Here is a 17,111-nt window from a genome sequence, read left to right as displayed (position 1 = left end):
GACCGAGCGCAGCCACTTTACGTACAAAACCTAAAGACGGAAGAAATGTGCGAGGGGATTGGAGCGGTAGATTCAAATATCACCGGCTTCAGACCTCCTTGGCACTTTCGAGCGCCCCCCCTATTCAGGACCTACCATGTCACTTCCCAGTACTGCTATCGAGCCATTGCGCTTTCGCGAAGCGCTCGGACACTATGCATCCGGTATCACGGTGATTACCTCATACATTGACGGCGAGCCGATTGGCTTTACTTGCCAGTCGTTCTATAGCGTATCGATGAGCCCGCCGCTGGTGTCATTCAGCGTAATGTCCAGCTCGGCCAGCTATCCCAAAATTCGCCAGGCAGGTCGATTCGTGGTCAATATCCTCTCGGATGAGCAGGTCACGGTTTCCAACCAGTTCGCCCAGCGAGGCACGGACAAGTGGCAAGGGATCGAATGGCAGGAATCACCACTGGGTAATCCGATCATTGCTGGCAGCCTGCACTGGCTTGATTGTGAAATTCACGCCGAACACGCTGCGGGAGATCACCTGATCGTGATTGGTGAAGTGAAAGCGTTAAACCTGCAAGAAGCTGCTGCTACCCAACCATTGCTGTATTTCAAAGGCCAATATTGCAACATCGCCGCGCATAGAGCGGTTTGAGCGTTTGTCTCCACGATTCTCGCATGCAGACATTCAATAAAATGCCTCAACGCCCCTCATGAATCACAGCATGAAAGCGTCAAGCAGCTGGTGGCTTTGAAAAATATGGTGTCCCAGGGCAGGTTCGAACTGCCAACCTTCCCCTTAGGAGGGGGATGCTCTATCCAATTGAGCTACTGAGACACTGATTGCCAGCACACCGAACGGCGCCAGCGAGGACGGCGTGCATGTTAACGACATGGAAGGACTTTGTCATGTCGTGATTGCCCTTGGTAATCGTAGTCCGCATCCCGGCGCAGAGCGCCTTGATGAAGGCATCGTGCATTTTGCATCACACCAAAAAGCCATCATTGCAAAACGCAATGAGAACAGCCAACAAACAACATATAACTCATTGTTTTTAAAGGATTTTTTATTGAATTCCTTTTGGCATGCAGGCTGCATTATCAGTACCTGTGACGCCCCCCACTCAAAGGTACCGGAAAATGAACATGACTCTCTCAGTGTTGAATGCAGCAGCCCTGGTAGCGCTGGTGGCCTTTCATTTTCAGGATACCCGCATCCACGACAATCAGATCGGTCCTCGCCACCCGTCTTCCGAACTGGTCCGTCAAGCCCCACAGTTGGCGGTCATGACTGACAGAAGCGCCAATGCAGCTATGCTGAGTCACGAGGTCAAGGAAGTCCCGCATGCCACTCGTGCCGAAGAGCGCTGGGTCTTCTGAGATCGTCACACATCGCCCACCCTTCACGAGAGAGTAGCCATGTCAAAACCCGCATTGTCATTCATGATCCTGGCACTGATGGCTGTTGCCGTTGATCTCCTCCTCCCCGAACAGGCGTATGCATTGAATTACGCATCCAGGATTCTGGCCGGTCTGTTTGCCAGTTTCTTCGTGGCAGCCATGGTCGTTGGTCGTCGCATCAAGTTCGATCCGGTTCTTCGCTGACTGAAACCCGCTGATGGTTGTACTGGTCGGCAAGGCTTCAGCCAGTGCTGACTGGGTCATCGGCCTCTCAAATACCCTCCTTTCGTCCCTTGCCTGCACGCCTGTCGGCATCTTTCGTAATGACGTGAATAAGCATCTACGCTGAAGACAGATAGCCATCATGGCAAAAAGTAGTCAGGCGTTCGTCGCGTCACCCGGATGAGCCGGAATTGGCAAGCTTTGCAAATCCGCTCGCAATTCTGATAATTGGTGCTGGCTAAACGCCTTTATCTGAGTCAATATTTGTCACAGAATTGACGCCAAGGATTCGACGTAATGGGGCATGATGCTGTGCCCCCTTGGATAACTCGGTGGAACATTTGGCCAAAACGACTGTCCTAAGTTGACAATCTTGCGGCCACTTGCGAAACCGCTCCCCCTGAACTAACCGGTTAAATATATGAGCCCTATGAAACAGGCTACTTATTCCAGCCGTACGGCTGACAAGTTCGTCGTTCGCCTACCAGATGGCATGCGTAATCGTGTGCAAGAGGTAGCCAAAAACCACCACCGCAGCATGAACTCGGAAATCATTGCTCGGCTCGAGCAGAGCCTGATTCAGGAAGGTGCACTTGGCGATGAGCCAAACCTGCGTCTTGACAGCCCTGAACTGTCCCTGCACGAACGCGAGCTGCTGCAACGTTTTCGCCAACTGTCGCACCGTCAACAGAACGCTCTCGTATCGTTGATCGCTCACGACACAGAACTCGCCACTGAAGAGTCCTGATCAGTCAGCGCAGCAAAAAATTCAAGCCAGCGAAAGCTGGCTTTTTTGTTGTGGTCCTTTTCCCAAATGCTTATAAGCCGCTTTTTAGAAGCACCTTAAACAAAAAAACCGCCTGGGCAGGCGGTCTTTTTAAACGAGGGCATCTAGAGAAGAAAGAGAGTTGCCAACCCCAGAAAGATGAAAAATCCACCGCTGTCGGTCATCGCGGTAATCATGACACTCGCCCCCATGGCAGGATCACGCCCAAGGCGCGCCAGCGTCATCGGAATACACACCCCCATCAAGGCTGCCAGCAGCAAGTTGAGTGTCATGGCCGCCGTCATCACGACACCCAGTGACCAACTGTCATAGAGCATATAGGCCACAACACCAATCACGCCTCCCCAGATCAAGCCATTGATCAAGGCAACCGCCAGCTCCTTGCGCAACAGACGCGCCGTATTGCCCGTGCTGACCTGGTCCAGCGCCATGGCGCGCACGATCATGGTAATGGTCTGGTTTCCGGAGTTGCCGCCGATCCCGGCCACAATCGGCATCAACGCCGCCAGGGCCACAAGCTTCTCGATCGACCCCTCGAACAATCCAATGACCCGCGAAGCCAGAAAAGCCGTGACCAGGTTGACCGCCAGCCAGGCCCAACGGTTACGCAGCGAGCGCCATACCGAGGCGAAGATATCTTCCTCCTCACGCAAACCCGCCATGCTGAGGACTTCGCTCTCACTTTCCTCACGAATAAGGTCGACCATTTCATCAATGGTCAGGCGGCCGATCAGCTTGCCATTCTTGTCGACCACAGGCGTGGAAATGAGGTCGTAACGCTCGAAAGCCTGAGCCGCATCATAAGCATCGTCTTCTGGATGAAAGCTGACAGGGTCATCGGCCATGACCTCACCGACCTGCTTGTCCGGATCGTTGACCAACAGGCGCTTGATCGGCAGTACGCCCTTGAGCCCCCCCTCATAATCAACCACGAACAGCTTGTCGGTATGGCTTGGCAGCTCTTTGAGCCGACGCAGGTAACGCAACACGACTTCCAGACTGACATCCTCGCGGATCGTCACCATCTCGAAGTCCATGAGCGCACCGACCTGCTCTTCGTCATAGGACAGCGCTGAGCGGACACGTTCGCGCTGCTGGACATCCAGCGCCTCCATCAACTCATGGACAACGTCACGCGGTAATTCGGGAGCCAGGTCGGCGAGCTCGTCGGCGTCCATCTCCTTGGCCGCCGCCAGCAATTCGTGATCGTCCATGTCGGCGATCAGGGTTTCACGAACCGAATCGGACACTTCCAGGAGGATGTCGCCGTCGCGCTCGGCCTTGACCAGTTGCCAGACGGTCAGACGCTCTTCCAGAGGTAACGCCTCCAGAATGTAGGCGACGTCGGCAGAGTGCAGATCGTCGAGCTTGCGTTGCAGCTCAACAAGGTTCTGGCGGTGTACGAGGTTTTCTACACGGTCCTGATGCTGGCCTTCCTGACGATGGATCAGGTCTTCGACCACACGCTGGCGCTGCAGCAGATCGACCACTTGAGCAAGGCGATCCTGCAAGCTTTCCTGCGTTTTCTTTACTTCGATTTCAGTCATAGGCGAACTCCACTCCCAGCAGCGGAGCACGCCGGGAGGATCAATCAGTTGATTCTTGATTGGTGATACGAGCTATTGAGTAACTACTGGGTAAGTCCATGGAGGTATTCCACAAGCCCCGGCGGGGCTGACGGGCGCAATGATACACCGCTTTGAGCGGATCGCACGCGAGAAAATTCAGGCAAGAACAGGCGCTTGCGAGACAAACCTGAGTATTTTGCGAGGCGACGGTGTTACGACGTCACATTCAGCCAAGAAAACACGCTCGTCGCATGGAAAGGCCGGCAGTAGGATGAGCGACGCCCGTCATGGAGGACTCGGCCATGCACATCGCCCCACAGTTTTTTGCCTGGAGCACCCTGCTCTGCCTGCCCCTTTATCTGGAAGCAAGCACCATCCAGCGCTGCGAAGATCCCACCGGAAAAATAATGTTCACAACCCTGGGTTGCCCGGAAGGTCATGACAGCCAGCGACAAGACGCCTTCAACACACCGCCCGGAAGCATCACCCCACTGCTCCCGGCCGCCGAAAAACGGCGCAAGGATAAAAGAAGCACATCCGCAGACAGCGAAATCGTCGTGGTCGGGCAACATGATGACGGGTGCGGCAATCGACTGAGCCCGGAGCAACGCCGAAAAGCGATCATCAATCAACGCACGCCGCCGGGCATGACAAAACGTGACGTGGAAAGCCTGCTGGGTCGCCCGGACAAGATCACCAACAGCAATGGCGTGCTGCGCTACACCTACGCACTGAAAAATGGCCGAAGCAACCATGTGACGTTCGATGAGAACGGGTGCGTAAAAGGAAAACGCTAGAAAGCAAAAAGCCCACATCTTGCGATGTGGGCTTTCTGATGTATGGTGCACTCGACAGGATTCGAACCTGTGACCGCTCGGTTCGTAGCCGAGTACTCTATCCAGCTGAGCTACGAGTGCATTGGTGTTTTTAGACCAGATCACCTCTGGTTGAAGCCAGCTAACTGAATCGGAGTATTACTACATCCAACCAGTTAACCTTAAATGGTGCACTCGACAGGATTCGAACCTGTGACCGCTCGGTTCGTAGCCGAGTACTCTATCCAGCTGAGCTACGAGTGCATGTTTTGGTGTCGCGCATTATAGGTCGTTAAATCATTTTGTAAAGCACTTTTTCTAGTAATTTCAACAACTTACAGAAGAAGCCAGATTCAACGCACTACAGAAATAATGGCGGAGAACGGGGGATTCGAACCCCCGACACCCTTGTGAGGTGTACTCCCTTAGCAGGGGAGCGCCTTCGGCCACTCGGCCAGCTCTCCGCAACACGGGGCGTATAATAACCACCCTTTTCCCCGTTTGCAAACCAAAAATTCAATAAAAATTAATGGCTTGGTTCTTCGTCCTTCTCTTTCTTGATGCGCAGGTAAATTTCTTCACGATGCACAGCGACTTCCTTGGGCGCATTGACACCAATACGCACTTGATTACCCTTGACGCCGAGCACAGTCACGGTGATTTCGCCATCACCAATGATCAGGCTTTCTGCGCACCGACGAGTCAGAATCAGCATACCTTTCTCCTTATGCATTTCAGGAACAACAGTCTGCAAAACCAGTAGGCACAAGCCTGCGACGAAAAAGCCACGAGCCAAGCCTGAGTATTGACTAACGCAAGGAAAAGAACAGCCCTTGCGCACAGCACAGGAAAACGAAGGGCGCGGTCAGACCGCGCCCTTCGCCGACAGATCACTCACCCTGGCGAGGAGCGTCCAACTCAAAAGCGGTGTGCAGTGCACGCACGGCCAGCTCCAGGTACTTCTCTTCAATCACGACCGAGACCTTGATTTCCGAAGTGGAGATCATCTGGATGTTGATCCCTTCCTTGGCCAGGGCCTCGAACATGCGGCTTGCAACGCCTGCGTGAGAACGCATGCCGACACCGACGATGGACACCTTGGCAATCTTGGTATCGCCGGACACTTCACGGGCACCGATTTCACGGGCAGTGGCTTCCAGAACCTGCAAGGCCGACTGATAGTCGTTGCGGTGAATCGTGAAGGTGAAGTCGGTGGTGTTATCGTGCGCAACATTCTGCACGATCATGTCGACTTCGATATTCGCAGCGCTGATCGGGCCGAGAATCTTGAAAGCAACACCCGGGGTGTCTGGTACACCACGGATAGTCAGCTTGGCTTCATCGCGGTTGAAAGCGATGCCGGAAATGATCGGCTGTTCCATGGATTCCTCTTCATCAATGGTAATGAGGGTGCCCGGCCCCTCCTTGAAGCTGTGCAGAACGCGCAGCGGGACATTGTATTTACCTGCGAACTCTACCGCGCGGATCTGCAACACCTTGGAACCCAGGCTGGCCATTTCCAGCATTTCTTCAAAGGTGATCTTGTCCAGACGCTGAGCCTGCGAAACGACACGCGGGTCAGTGGTGTAAACACCGTCGACATCGGTGTAGATCTGGCACTCATCGGCCTTCAATGCCGCTGCCAGTGCTACGCCCGTGGTATCGGAGCCGCCACGACCCAGCGTGGTGATGTTGCCGTTCTCGTCGACGCCCTGGAAACCGGCGACCACCACCACACGACCCGCCTTGAGATCGGAACGGATCTTCTGATCGTCGATCTGCAGGATGCGCGCCTTGTTGTGCGCGCTGTCGGTCAGGATGCGTACCTGGTTACCGGTGTAGGACACCGCCGGCACGCCGCGCTTCATCAGCGCCATGGCCAGCAATGCGATCGTGACCTGCTCGCCGGTCGAGACAATCACATCCAGCTCACGCGGAACCGGCTGATCGCTGATCTGTTTGGCCAGCTCGATCAGACGGTTGGTTTCACCGCTCATCGCTGACAGCACGACCACCAGGTCGTCGCCCGCTTCGCGGAATTTCTTGACCTTGTCGGCCACCTGCTCGATGCGCTCTACAGAGCCAACGGAAGTGCCTCCAAATTTTTGTACGATCAAAGCCATCTCAAAGCCGCCTCAGAACCCGTTAAGGGCACCCATTAACATTCAAATCCAAGTGCCGGGCCTGCCATGCGCTGACAGGCCTGGAGGTTCGACTCAGATACCCTGCTCCACAAAAGGAAGAGCCAGGGCCAGTGCAGCATCCAGCGCACCGGCATCGACACCGCCACCTTGAGCCATGTCAGGACGACCACCGCCTTTACCACCTACGGCGGCGGCCGCTTGTTTCATCAAATCACCGGCTTTGAGTTGGCCAGTCAGGTCCTTGGTCACGCCAGCGACCAAGACAACCTTATCCTCATGAACACTGCCGAGCAGGATCACTGCGCGGCCGAGCTTGTTCTTCAACTGGTCGACCAGCGCCAACAGCGCCTTGCCGTCCTGACCATCCAGGCGCGTGGCCAGAACCTTGACGCCTTTGACATCCAGAGCAGAGGCAGACAGATCGTCGCCCGCCGCACTGGCAGCCTTGGCCTGCAGTTGTTCCAGTTGTTTTTCCAGCTGACGGTTGCGCTCAAGCACAGCCGACAGCTTGTCCAGCAGGTTGTCGCGATTGCCTTTCACAAGGCTCGCGGCTTCCTTGAGTTGATCCTCAGCCGAGTTCAGCCATGCCAGCGCTGCCGCACCGGTAATGGCCTCGATGCGACGCACACCGGCAGCCACACCACCTTCGCTGACAATCTTGAACAACGCGATATCGCCGGTACGGTTGGCGTGGATACCGCCACACAGCTCGACGGAAAACTCGCCGCCCATGCTCAGTACGCGCACATTGTCACCGTACTTCTCGCCGAACAGCGCCATGGCGCCTTTCTTTTTGGCGGTTTCGATATCGGTTTCTTCGGTAACCACCGCCGTGTTCTTGCGCACTTCGGCGTTGACGATCTCTTCCAGCGCCCTCAGTTGCTCGGGCTTGATGGCCTCGAAATGGCTGAAGTCGAAACGCAGGCGCTGACTGTCGACCAGCGAGCCTTTCTGCTGAACATGATCGCCCAGCACCTGACGCAATGCTGCGTGCAGCAAGTGAGTGGCGGAGTGGTTCAGGGATGTGGCGTTGCGCACTTCGGCAGCGACCTGGGCGTCAAGCCCGGCACCGACCTTCAGGCTGCCCGAAACAACCACGCCATGGTGCAGGAATGCGCCACCGGTCTTGGTCGTGTCGCGAACGTCGAAACGCACGGCACCCGCCTGCAGGTAACCGCAGTCACCCACCTGACCACCCGACTCGGCATAGAACGGAGTGGTGTCGAGGATCACAACGCCCTCTTCGCCTTCGTTCAACTGCTCGACAGACTGGCCATCCTTATAGAGGGCCACGATACGGGCGTTGCCACTGGTGGCGCTGTAGCCGGTGAACACCGTGTCTACATCGACCTTGACCAGGCTGTTGTAATCCATTCCGAACGAACTGGCCGAGCGGGCGCGTTCACGCTGCGCTTCCATCTCGCGCTCGAAACCCGCCTCATCGAGGGTCAGGTTACGCTCACGGGCGATATCGCCCGTCAGGTCCATCGGGAAACCATAGGTGTCATACAGTTTGAAGACGACTTCACCCGGTACGACCGTGCCCTTGAGCTCGGCCAGATCCTGCTCGAGGATTTTCAGGCCCTGCTCCAGGGTCTTGGCGAACTGTTCTTCTTCAGCCTTGAGCACGCGCTCGATGTGCGCCTGCTGCTGAACCAGTTCAGGGAATGCAGTGCCCATCTCGGCAACCAGAGCCGCAACGATCTGATAGAAGAAGCTGCCCTTGGCGCCCAGCTTGTTGCCATGACGGCAGGCACGACGAATGATGCGGCGCAATACGTAGCCGCGGCCTTCGTTGGACGGCAGGACACCGTCGGCAATCAGGAAGCCGCAGGAACGGATGTGGTCCGCCACGACCTTGAGCGATGCCTGGTTGTCGTTGCTGCAACCGATGGCCTGGGCCGAGGCGGCCAGCAGGCTCTGGAACAGGTCGATTTCATAGTTGGAATGAACGTGTTGCAGGACCGCGCTGACGCGCTCAAGGCCCATGCCGGTGTCCACCGAAGGAGCAGGCAGCGGATGCAACACGCCATCGGCCGTCCGGTTGAACTGCATGAAAACGTTGTTCCAGATCTCGATGTAACGGTCGCCGTCTTCTTCTGGCGAGCCGGGCGGGCCACCCCAGATTTCTGGGCCGTGGTCGTAGAAAATCTCGGAGCAAGGGCCGCACGGGCCGGTATCGCCCATGGTCCAGAAGTTGTCGGACGCGTATGGCGCACCTTTGTTGTCACCGATACGCACCATGCGCTCGGCCGGAACACCGATGTGTTTGGTCCAGATATCGTAGGCTTCGTCATCGCTGGCGTAGACCGTGACCCAGAGTTTTTCCTTGGGCAGGTTCAGCCACTTTTCGGACGTGAGAAAGGTCCAGGCGTAGGTGATGGCATCGTGCTTGAAGTAGTCGCCAAAGCTGAAGTTACCCAGCATTTCAAAGAACGTGTGGTGACGAGCGGTATAGCCGACGTTTTCCAGGTCGTTGTGCTTGCCACCGGCACGTACGCACTTCTGACTGGTAACAGCGCGGGTGTAGGCACGCTTTTCCTGGCCCAGGAAGCAATCCTTGAACTGGTTCATGCCTGCGTTGGTGAACAGCAGGGTTGGGTCATTGCCCGGGATCAAGGAGCTGGAGGCGACACGGGTGTGGCCTTGCTCTTCGAAGAAGCCAAGGAAGGCTTCACGGATTTCTGCGCTTTTCATAGGTTCTTCCACGGAGACTGCAGCCAGAGGCAAGTGCAAAACGTCAAATGACGTAGCGACGGCAAAGGGCCGCATTATATAGGCGTTGCGTCCTCGGTACAGCGTGTTTGTACGATAGAAACAAGCAACTGGATTATCGGCATCTTATATGCGGGCAAACTCGGCGAATACGGCAATGACGCGTTCGAGTTCAATGCGTGAAACATTCAGATGAGTGACCATGCGCAAGCGGGGGGCGGCGCTGAGCCTGATGCCGCGTTCGGCGCAGAACTCCTTGAGCGAATAGGCTCGCTCGCCCATCTGCACATAGACCATGTTGGTCTGTACAGGCTCGACTTCATACCCCAGCTCGCTAAGACCCAGGGCCAGAAATGCCGCATTGGCATGGTCATCGGCCAGGCGTTCGACATGATGATCCAGCGCATACAACCCGGCAGCCGCCAGGATGCCGGCCTGACGCATGCCGCCACCGACCATCTTGCGCAGGCGACGCGCCTTGGCAATCAGTTCCTCGGAACCACACAGCACCGAACCGACAGGCGCACCCAGCCCCTTGGACAGGCATACCGAGACCGAGTCGAAATGGCGAGCGATCTCCCGGGCATTGATCTCGAGCTTGACCGCGGCATTGTATAGACGCGCGCCATCCAGATGCAGGGCCAGACCTTTTTCACGGGTCAGCTTGCGGGCCTCGGCCAGATAACTCAGCGGCAACACCTTACCTTGCATGGTGTTTTCCAGCGCCAGCAAACGAGTGCGGGCAAAATGAAAGTCATCGGGCTTGATACTGGCCAGCACATGATTCAGGTCCAGCGAACCGTCGGCCTGAACTTCCAGTGGCTGAGGCTGGATGGAACCCAGTACCGCAGCCCCGCCGCCTTCATATTTATAGGTGTGAGCCTGCTGCCCCACGATGTATTCGTCGCCACGCTCACAATGGGCCATCAAGGCCAGCAGGTTGCTCATCGTGCCGCTTGGCACGAACAGCGCGGCAGCAAACCCCAGACGCTCGGCAAGCGTGCTTTCAAGAAGATTGACTGTCGGGTCTTCACCGTAGACATCATCCCCGACGGGCGCATGTGCCATGGCCTCCAACATGCCCGCCGTTGGCCGGGTCACTGTGTCGCTACGCAAATCGATGACAGTCACAGATACGCTCCCTGAAAATTCAAAGGTCGATAATGCAGGCAACCTCAAGCTTGCAACAAGGTATTACTGAGGTTGGCGCACATGATAATCAAGGTCCGCAGCCCCCGGTACTCCCATCCGTTATAAGGAAAAGGTAGGTATACCGTACGAAAGTGTCCATGCAGGATTGAAAAAACTGTGATAAAAATCCCGCGCCGACTTTGAAAGAAGCTGGCAACGTTCTCAGGGCGGGGCGCAATTCCCCACCGGCGGTAATGACGCGCAATGCGTCTAGCCCGCGAGCGCTTGAGGGGTTCCCGGTATTTCCGGGAGTGCTTCAAGGTCAGCAGACCCGGTGTGATTCCGGGGCCGACGGTCATAGTCCGGATGAAGAGAGAACGGGATGGCATCCACAGAACCGTCTGCAAAACCTCTGCATGGACTACATGATCCATGAGGCTTTCCTACGCGGCCTGAATCCCTTTCGATCCAATGCCCTGTTTTTTTCATAAACAGGAGTCAGAACACGTGCAACCTACTGCAATCGACAGCAAGAGCAAAAACCACTCGAACGAACGCATCGCTTTCATCCAGGCTTGCTGGCACAAGGATATTGTCGATCAAAGCCGCAAAGGCTTCGTCACGGAAATGGCCAACCATGGCTACGCTGAAAGCGATATCGACTTCTTTGAAGTCGGCGGTGCCTTTGAAATCCCCCTGCATGCGAAGCTGCTGGCCAATACAGGTCGCTATGCAGGCATCGTTGCTGCCGGCCTGGTGGTGGATGGCGGCATCTATCGCCATGAGTTCGTGGCGCAATCGGTCGTCAGCGCCCTGATGCAAGTTCAACTGGAAACCGAAGTGCCGGTTTTTTCAGTCGTACTGACCCCGCACCACTTCCACGCTGGCGAAGAGCATCACAAATTCTTCTTTGATCACTTCGTACATAAAGGCGAAGAAGCGGCCAGGACCTGTGCCGACACCTTGAACAAGGTTCGCGCCCTGCGCCGCCTTGAGACACAACAGAAAGCCGCGAGCTGATCTGACGCAGGAGCGGATTCATTCGCGAATGAATTCGCTCCCACACGGCACGATCAGAATCCCGGCACGCAAACCATTTTTGACCTTCGGGTTCGGAAAGATAATCCGGGCGCCCTCTTCCTCCACTACCCAGCGCGAGCCGCCTGCGTCCTCGGCAAGCAAATAGCCCTTGTCCAGTGGCGAGAAGTTTTCCACGTTGTCGGGCAGATTGAGAATAAAAGCGTCGCTACGCTTGATGACCTCCCGAGCCACACTGAATAGCTGCAAGCCATTCAGATCCTCACCCTCATCGGATTCGACACCTTCGATCAACTGCTCCAGCACCTGACGCAAGCACGTGAGATTGACCTGCTGGTTCTGGCCGAACGGTCGTGCCTTGCCCAACTCCAGGGTGAATGCTTCGGCACCGAGCCGATCGTAGGTATAGGCGCTGAACACGATAGAAGGCTTGTTCTGCAACAGCACGGCACTCATGCCCGCCGTACGCAGCCGCGCCAGTTCGCGGCGAGAATGCTCGCGCCCCTCTTTCCAGGGGTATAGCGCAAACTGCTCGATCTTCGAGCCGCGAATGGCCGTGTGCAGGTCGTAGTGCAGCCGATAGCGGTCCGGCAGGCTGAAAAAGCTGGCCGCCAGACGCTCCAGCTCACAGGCTCGCATGGCTTCCGGGCCACTGCTTTGTTCGTGACGGCCGCTGAACAGCCGATTGACGTCCTCTTCGACATACCGCACGCCACGGCGCATGGCATCAGGGTTGCCGAACAGGAACAGAATACGGGCACGCGGCTTGAGGTCGCCGCGTGCGATGCTGCGGATCAACTCATCCAGCAGCTCGATGGGGGCTGTTTCATTGCCATGGATACCGGCCGACAGCAGCAAGTCAGTGCCATTGTCCCGGTCCTGGGGCGCACGCACCTCCAATGCGCCCTCCCCCAGCCAGCGCATACGCACGCCACCGACGGTCAGTTGAGTCTTTTCTGCGGGCTCACGCCCGGCCAGAGTCAGTTCAAGCAGTTTACCGAGGGCGAGCATAGGCAGGCTCCTTGAGGTTCAGTGATTGCAGTCAGGCCCGTGTACATGCCCATCGTCTTCACTCATGTCAGCTGGCTCCATTTCCAGCTGCAGACTGACCAGGTTGGTGGCCAGTGGGCGCAACAGCAGGTTGGCGTATTCGGCATCGCCTTCCTCGACATCGACACCGATCAGCAGCTGGCCACGGCCATCCTGCTGAATCCACAGTTCCTTACCCTGCCAGATGACGGCTACGCGGGTGCAGGATGTTTCCAGCTGGGTGCCATCGGCGTCTTCGAGGAGTAATTGCAGGGCGTCGCTCATGTTCGGGATTCTCAGTCGATAGGGAGATTGCACGCAGGATATCGATGCCCTGCGCGCCAGTACTTTCAAACGAGTTGAAAGGGGTAAACGCTGCCCAGTTTAAGGATTTGTGTGAGTTCATCCAATGCTGTGCGGCATTCGATCAGCAATTGCGGATCGGCCAGATCATTTTCGCTCATGCGATCGCGATAGTGCCTGTCGACCCACTGCGTCAGGGTTTCATACAGCGGCACGGTCATGATCACACCCGGATTGACCGCGGTCAGCTCGGTTTCATTGAGGGCCACACGCAAGCGCAGACACGCCGGACCTCCGCCGTTCTGCATGCTTTGCTTGAGGTCGAAGACTTTCACTTCACGAACGGGACCGCCTTCGGCCAGTAGCCGTTGCAGGTAACTCCAGACGCGCAGGTTAGCCTGGCATTCCTGCGGCACGATCAACAGCATCGAGCCATCGGCACGAGACAGCAACTGGCTGTTGAACAGGTAGGAACGCACGGCGTCCTCGACCGACACCTCGGCACGCGGTACGCAAATCGCCCGGAACACTCCGCCGACACGAGCGAGCTTTTCATGCAGCTCGGCCAGCATCGCCTCGGTATTGAGAAACGCATCCTCGTGATAGAACAGGACTTCGCCATTGCCCACCGCGATGACGTCGTTATGAAACACGCCCTGATCGATGACGGCAGGGTTCTGCTGGCCGTACACGACCCCGCTTTCATTCAGGCCATGCAACCGGGCCACGGCTCTGGACGCCTCAAGCGTCTGCCGGGCCGGATACTTCTGGGGAGCCGGGTAGCGTGTGTCGAAGGCACTGCGCCCGAACACGAAGAACTCCACGCCTGCCTGACCGTAATCCCGGCAGAAACGTGTATGGTTGGCGGCCCCTTCATCACCGAACTGCGCCACCGCCGGCAATGCCGCGTGATGGGCAAAATGCTGTGCATCGGCAAACATCGCTCCCAACACCCGGCTGGTCGTCGGATGCTCGATGCTGCGGTGATACTTGCAGTTCAGGTTGGCGGCGGTGAAGTGCACACGGCCATCGGCGGTATCGGCACTCGGGCTGACAGTCGCGGCATTGGCCACCCACATGCTCGACGCCGAACAGCTGGCGACCAGCAACGGCATGTCATGCCTGGCAGCCTGCTCAATCACTTGAGCATCGGTGCCACTGAATCCCAACTGGCGCAGGCCGGCAACATCGGGCCGTTCCTGAGGTGCCAGCACTCCCTGGGTAAACCCCATGTCCATCAGCGCTTTCATCTTTGCCAGCCCCTGCAATGCCGCTTCGCGAGGGTTAGAGCACTGTTGGCCATTGCTCTGGGAAGCAACATTGCCGTAGGACAGACCGCCGTAGTTGTGGGTAGGCCCAACCAGACCGTCAAAATTGACTTCACAGGATTTCATCGGCAAGGCTCCGTGGATCTGTTTTTATAGGTGCATCTGTGTGCAGTGCTATCAGGCAAGCGTGATGCCGGGCGTCAATGCCGCAGGCAAGGTCAAGGCCCCGGCTTCCAGCGACGCGACCGGATAGGCGCAGTAGTCGGCGGCGTAATAGGCGCTGGCCCGATGATTGCCCGAGGCACCGACACCACCGAAAGGTGCGCTGCTCGCCGCACCGGTCAATTGCTTGTTCCAGTTGACGATTCCGGCCCGGCTTTGCAGCCAGAACTGCTGATAACGCGCTTCGGAATCCGACAGCAGACCGGCCGCGAGGCCATATTGCGTATCGTTGGCTTCGGCAATGGCCGCCTCGAAACCGGCGTAGCGAATCACTTGCAACAAGGGACCGAACAACTCTTCGTCAGGACGCTCGCCAACAGCGCTCACATCCAGAATACCGGGCGTCAGCAAGGCGGACTGCGCCTGGGGCTGAGTCATTTCCAGCAAGGGCACTGCGCCACTGGCCAATAGATTGCGCTGGGCAGCCAGCAGGCTTTCAGCGGCTTGCAAGGAAATCACCGCCCCCATGAAAGGCGGTGGCTGCCGGTCGAATGCACCGACCTCGACGGTTGCCGTCACGGCCACCAGCCGGGCCAGGAATGTGTCACCCCATGCGCCTTGCGGTACCAACAAGCGACGCGCGCACGTGCAGCGCTGCCCCGCCGAAATGAACGCGGACTGAATGACGGTGTAGACCGCGGCATCGATGTCCTGAACCTGATCGACCACCAGCGGATTATTGCCGCCCATTTCCAGAGCGAGAATCTTGTCCGGACGGCCTGCGAACTGTTGATGCAAGGCTTTGCCGGTACGGCTGGAACCGGTAAAGAACAGACCATCGATGCCCGGATTGGCAGCCAGGGCAATGCCCGTCTCGCGTCCACCTTGCAACAGGTTCAGGACACCGGCCGGCAAGCCGGCTTCGATCCAGCACTTGACCGTCAACTCGGCCACTTTGGGCGTCAGTTCACTGGGTTTGAACAACACTGTATTGCCGGCCAGCAAGGCAGGCACGATATGCCCATTGGGCAGGTGACCGGGAAAGTTGTAAGGGCCGAACACCGCCACCACGCCATGAGGCTTGTGACGCAGCACAGCCGTCGCATCGCCCAGCGGGCCACTCTTTTCACCGGTCCGCTCGCGATAGCTCTGTACCGAGATGGCAATCTTGTTGACCATGCTGGTCACTTCGGTGGCCGACTCCCAGAGCGGCTTGCCGGTCTCCTCGCCAATGCAGCGAGCCAGCTCATCGGCGTGGTGTTTGAGACTGGCTGCAAACGCCTCCAGCACAGCAATCCGCTCATCCAGCGAACGGCTGGCCCACTCGGCAAATGCCTGACGGGCTGCCTCTACGGCCGCCCCGACCTGCGTGACTGTCGCCCCACGCCCCGACCACAGAACCTGCTGCGTGACCGGATTCAGTGAGTCGAACGCGTCTCCTTCTCCTGACTGCCAGGCACCGGCGATATACAGCGACTCCATCACACGCCCTCCCGAACCGCCGACAAGGGCACCGCACGCACATTGTCACCGGGACTCATGCGCAGGCGCCGGGCCGTCGTCGGATCGACCACCAATGTACCGGCCGCCATGCGGGCAGGTCCGACAGTAATCCGACCGTCTTCACGCTTGCGGTTGTAGATCAGAAATTGCGGGGCATCGTCGCCCGGCGTCCCGATGGCCAGTACCAGCGTCTGGCTGTCATGAACGGCACGAATCTTCGTGGTCTCGCATTCGATGGCCGGGCCGGCATCGAAGATGTCGACATACCCCTGATAGTTGAAGCCCTCGCTCTTGAGCATTGTCAGAGCGGGTTCGGTATCGGCGTGTACACGCCCGATGACGCTGCGTGCGTCTTCCGAAATGAAGCAGGTGTACAGCGGAAACTTGGGCATCAGCTCGGCAATGAACGCCTTGTTGCCGACACCGGTCAGGTAGTCGGCCTGACTGAATTCCATCTTGAAGAAATGACGCCCCAGGCTTTCCCAGAACGGGGAACGCCCGTTCTCGTCCGACATGCCGCGCATTTCGGCAATGATCTTGTTGCCGAACAGCTTCGGAAACTCGGCAATGAACAGCATCCGGGCCTTGGACAGCAAACGGCCATTGAGGCCTGTACGCGAATCGCTGTGCAGGAACAGCGAGCACAGCTCGGAGTTGCCGGTCAGGTCATTGGCCAGGAACAGGGTCGGGATCTCGCGATAGATATTGAGTTCCTGCGAGGCGCTGACCGTGAGCCCGACACGGTAGTTGTACCAGGGCTCACGCAGCCCTACGGCACCGGCGATGGCCGAAATACCGATGACACGTCCGTCATCGTCCTCGAGCACGAACAGGTAGTCGGCATCGGCACGCTCGGCTTCGCCACGAAAGGACTTCTCCGCCCAGCCCACCCGGTGCGCCAGGCGCTGCTCGTTGGCGGGCAATGTCGTCAGGCCTGCGCCGGTGCTGCGCGCCAGCTCGATCAACGCGGGCAGGTCACTGCTGCGTACGGGACGAACGATCATGTTATCTCCTCAGCCGGGCGTTTCTGAACC

16 protein-coding genes, 4 tRNA genes and 1 riboswitch are annotated in these 17,111 nt (G+C 57.5%); of the genes, 6 read left to right on the top strand and 14 right to left on the bottom strand.

Features of this window, described 5'->3' with window-relative positions; all coding sequences use genetic code 11:
* Nucleotides 1-136 precede the first annotated feature (136 nt).
* Entirely contained in the window at nt 137-646 is a 510-nt protein-coding gene (locus ACIPY9_RS16580; RefSeq protein ID WP_400703416.1) for a flavin reductase family protein, read from the top strand.
* A gap of 106 nt (nt 647-752) precedes the next feature.
* Here the strand turns inward: ACIPY9_RS16580 and ACIPY9_RS16575 are convergent.
* Nucleotides 753-829 (bottom strand) — tRNA-Arg (locus ACIPY9_RS16575).
* A 302-nt stretch (nt 830-1,131) separates the two neighbouring features.
* On the opposite strand from ACIPY9_RS16575, the gene ACIPY9_RS16570 reads away from it, so the two are divergent.
* The 3 genes from ACIPY9_RS16570 to ACIPY9_RS16560 all read left to right on the top strand — a co-directional run bounded on the left by ACIPY9_RS16570 (nt 1,132) and on the right by ACIPY9_RS16560 (nt 2,362).
* Nucleotides 1,132-1,371 (top strand): hypothetical protein, encoded by a 240-nt coding sequence (locus ACIPY9_RS16570; protein ID WP_400703413.1) that lies wholly within the window; start codon nt 1,132-1,134, stop codon nt 1,369-1,371.
* A 39-nt stretch (nt 1,372-1,410) separates the two neighbouring features.
* Nucleotides 1,411-1,596 (top strand): PA3371 family protein, encoded by a 186-nt coding sequence (locus ACIPY9_RS16565; protein WP_400703410.1) that lies wholly within the window; start codon nt 1,411-1,413, stop codon nt 1,594-1,596.
* A 439-nt stretch (nt 1,597-2,035) separates the two neighbouring features.
* On the top strand, nt 2,036-2,362 hold the full coding sequence (locus ACIPY9_RS16560) for an Arc family DNA-binding protein (RefSeq protein WP_400703407.1): 327 nt from the start codon (nt 2,036-2,038) through the stop codon (nt 2,360-2,362).
* Nucleotides 2,363-2,505: 143 nt separating this feature from the next.
* On the opposite strand, the gene mgtE is transcribed toward ACIPY9_RS16560, so the two are convergent.
* Nucleotides 2,506-3,948 carry a magnesium transporter gene (mgtE, locus tag ACIPY9_RS16555; RefSeq protein WP_400703404.1) on the bottom strand — a complete coding sequence of 481 codons (1,443 nt, stop codon included), beginning with the start codon at nt 3,946-3,948 and terminating at the stop codon, nt 2,506-2,508.
* Nucleotides 3,949-4,271: 323 nt separating this feature from the next.
* Between mgtE and ACIPY9_RS16550 the strand changes: the two genes are divergently transcribed.
* Complete coding sequence (locus tag ACIPY9_RS16550) at nt 4,272-4,766, top strand: cell envelope protein SmpA (RefSeq protein ID WP_400703401.1); 495 nt, start codon at nt 4,272-4,274, stop codon at nt 4,764-4,766.
* Between the two features lie 43 nt (nt 4,767-4,809).
* Here the strand turns inward: ACIPY9_RS16550 and ACIPY9_RS16545 are convergent.
* The 7 genes from ACIPY9_RS16545 to ltaE form a co-directional block, all read right to left on the bottom strand.
* A tRNA-Arg gene (locus ACIPY9_RS16545) sits at nt 4,810-4,886 on the bottom strand.
* An 85-nt stretch (nt 4,887-4,971) separates the two neighbouring features.
* Nucleotides 4,972-5,048: transfer RNA gene (locus ACIPY9_RS16540), tRNA-Arg, on the bottom strand.
* Between the two features lie 109 nt (nt 5,049-5,157).
* Nucleotides 5,158-5,248 (bottom strand) — tRNA-Ser (locus ACIPY9_RS16535).
* Between the two features lie 62 nt (nt 5,249-5,310).
* Nucleotides 5,311-5,499 carry a carbon storage regulator CsrA gene (csrA, locus tag ACIPY9_RS16530; RefSeq protein WP_002554426.1) on the bottom strand — a complete coding sequence of 63 codons (189 nt, stop codon included), beginning with the start codon at nt 5,497-5,499 and terminating at the stop codon, nt 5,311-5,313.
* A 175-nt stretch (nt 5,500-5,674) separates the two neighbouring features.
* Nucleotides 5,675-6,907, bottom strand: a complete 1,233-nt coding sequence (locus ACIPY9_RS16525; RefSeq protein WP_400703398.1) for an aspartate kinase — start codon at nt 6,905-6,907, stop codon at nt 5,675-5,677.
* A gap of 93 nt (nt 6,908-7,000) precedes the next feature.
* Entirely contained in the window at nt 7,001-9,625 is a 2,625-nt protein-coding gene (gene alaS / locus ACIPY9_RS16520; RefSeq protein WP_400703395.1) for an alanine--tRNA ligase, read from the bottom strand.
* A gap of 144 nt (nt 9,626-9,769) precedes the next feature.
* The gene (gene ltaE / locus ACIPY9_RS16515; protein WP_400703392.1) at nt 9,770-10,774 is read right to left on the bottom strand and encodes a low-specificity L-threonine aldolase; all 1,005 of its coding nucleotides are present in this window, start codon (nt 10,772-10,774) and stop codon (nt 9,770-9,772) included.
* A 214-nt stretch (nt 10,775-10,988) separates the two neighbouring features.
* Nucleotides 10,989-11,157: riboswitch (FMN riboswitch) on the top strand.
* Between the two features lie 124 nt (nt 11,158-11,281).
* Here ltaE and ACIPY9_RS16510 point away from each other — a divergent pair.
* Nucleotides 11,282-11,794: a 6,7-dimethyl-8-ribityllumazine synthase gene (locus ACIPY9_RS16510; protein ID WP_400703389.1), complete on the top strand. Its 513-nt coding sequence runs from the start codon at nt 11,282-11,284 to the stop codon at nt 11,792-11,794.
* Between the two features lie 18 nt (nt 11,795-11,812).
* Here the strand turns inward: ACIPY9_RS16510 and astE are convergent, their stop codons facing one another.
* The 5 genes from astE to astA all read right to left on the bottom strand — a co-directional run bounded on the left by astE (nt 11,813) and on the right by astA (nt 17,081).
* Entirely contained in the window at nt 11,813-12,823 is a 1,011-nt protein-coding gene (gene astE, locus ACIPY9_RS16505) for a succinylglutamate desuccinylase (RefSeq protein WP_400703386.1), read from the bottom strand.
* Nucleotides 12,824-12,841: 18 nt separating this feature from the next.
* Nucleotides 12,842-13,126 carry a topoisomerase II gene (locus ACIPY9_RS16500; RefSeq protein ID WP_400703383.1) on the bottom strand — a complete coding sequence of 95 codons (285 nt, stop codon included), beginning with the start codon at nt 13,124-13,126 and terminating at the stop codon, nt 12,842-12,844.
* A 65-nt stretch (nt 13,127-13,191) separates the two neighbouring features.
* Nucleotides 13,192-14,538 carry an N-succinylarginine dihydrolase gene (astB, locus tag ACIPY9_RS16495; protein ID WP_400703380.1) on the bottom strand — a complete coding sequence of 449 codons (1,347 nt, stop codon included), beginning with the start codon at nt 14,536-14,538 and terminating at the stop codon, nt 13,192-13,194.
* A 51-nt stretch (nt 14,539-14,589) separates the two neighbouring features.
* Nucleotides 14,590-16,059, bottom strand: a complete 1,470-nt coding sequence (gene astD, locus ACIPY9_RS16490) for a succinylglutamate-semialdehyde dehydrogenase (RefSeq protein ID WP_400703377.1) — start codon at nt 16,057-16,059, stop codon at nt 14,590-14,592.
* A complete protein-coding gene (astA, locus tag ACIPY9_RS16485; RefSeq protein WP_400703374.1) occupies nt 16,056-17,081 on the bottom strand; it encodes an arginine N-succinyltransferase in 1,026 nt (341 codons plus the stop codon). Before astA ends, astD begins: the two co-directional genes overlap by 4 nt.
* Between the last annotated feature and the right edge of the window lie 30 nt (nt 17,082-17,111).

This window comes from Pseudomonas sp. NPDC089734 (assembly GCF_044748865.1).
Lineage (GTDB): Bacteria > Pseudomonadota > Gammaproteobacteria > Pseudomonadales > Pseudomonadaceae > Aquipseudomonas.
This window is presented reverse-complemented; position numbering and strand designations above follow the sequence as displayed.

Excerpts from the sequence above, each read along its gene's own strand:
- ACIPY9_RS16580 (WP_400703416.1), top strand. The coding sequence starts at position 137 with ATGTCACTTCCCAGTACTGCTATCGAGCCATTGCGCTTTCGCGAAGCG.
- ACIPY9_RS16570 (WP_400703413.1), top strand. The coding sequence starts at position 1,132 with ATGAACATGACTCTCTCAGTGTTGAATGCAGCAGCCCTGGTAGCGCTG.
- ACIPY9_RS16565 (WP_400703410.1), top strand. The coding sequence starts at position 1,411 with ATGTCAAAACCCGCATTGTCATTCATGATCCTGGCACTGATGGCTGTT.
- ACIPY9_RS16560 (WP_400703407.1), top strand. The coding sequence starts at position 2,036 with ATGAGCCCTATGAAACAGGCTACTTATTCCAGCCGTACGGCTGACAAG.
- mgtE (WP_400703404.1), bottom strand. The coding sequence starts at position 3,948 with ATGACTGAAATCGAAGTAAAGAAAACGCAGGAAAGCTTGCAGGATCGC.
- ACIPY9_RS16550 (WP_400703401.1), top strand. The coding sequence starts at position 4,272 with ATGCACATCGCCCCACAGTTTTTTGCCTGGAGCACCCTGCTCTGCCTG.
- csrA (WP_002554426.1), bottom strand. The coding sequence starts at position 5,499 with ATGCTGATTCTGACTCGTCGGTGCGCAGAAAGCCTGATCATTGGTGAT.
- ACIPY9_RS16525 (WP_400703398.1), bottom strand. The coding sequence starts at position 6,907 with ATGGCTTTGATCGTACAAAAATTTGGAGGCACTTCCGTTGGCTCTGTA.
- alaS (WP_400703395.1), bottom strand. The coding sequence starts at position 9,625 with ATGAAAAGCGCAGAAATCCGTGAAGCCTTCCTTGGCTTCTTCGAAGAG.
- astE (WP_400703386.1), bottom strand. The coding sequence starts at position 12,823 with ATGCTCGCCCTCGGTAAACTGCTTGAACTGACTCTGGCCGGGCGTGAG.
- ACIPY9_RS16500 (WP_400703383.1), bottom strand. The coding sequence starts at position 13,126 with ATGAGCGACGCCCTGCAATTACTCCTCGAAGACGCCGATGGCACCCAG.
- astB (WP_400703380.1), bottom strand. The coding sequence starts at position 14,538 with ATGAAATCCTGTGAAGTCAATTTTGACGGTCTGGTTGGGCCTACCCAC.
- astA (WP_400703374.1), bottom strand. The coding sequence starts at position 17,081 with ATGATCGTTCGTCCCGTACGCAGCAGTGACCTGCCCGCGTTGATCGAG.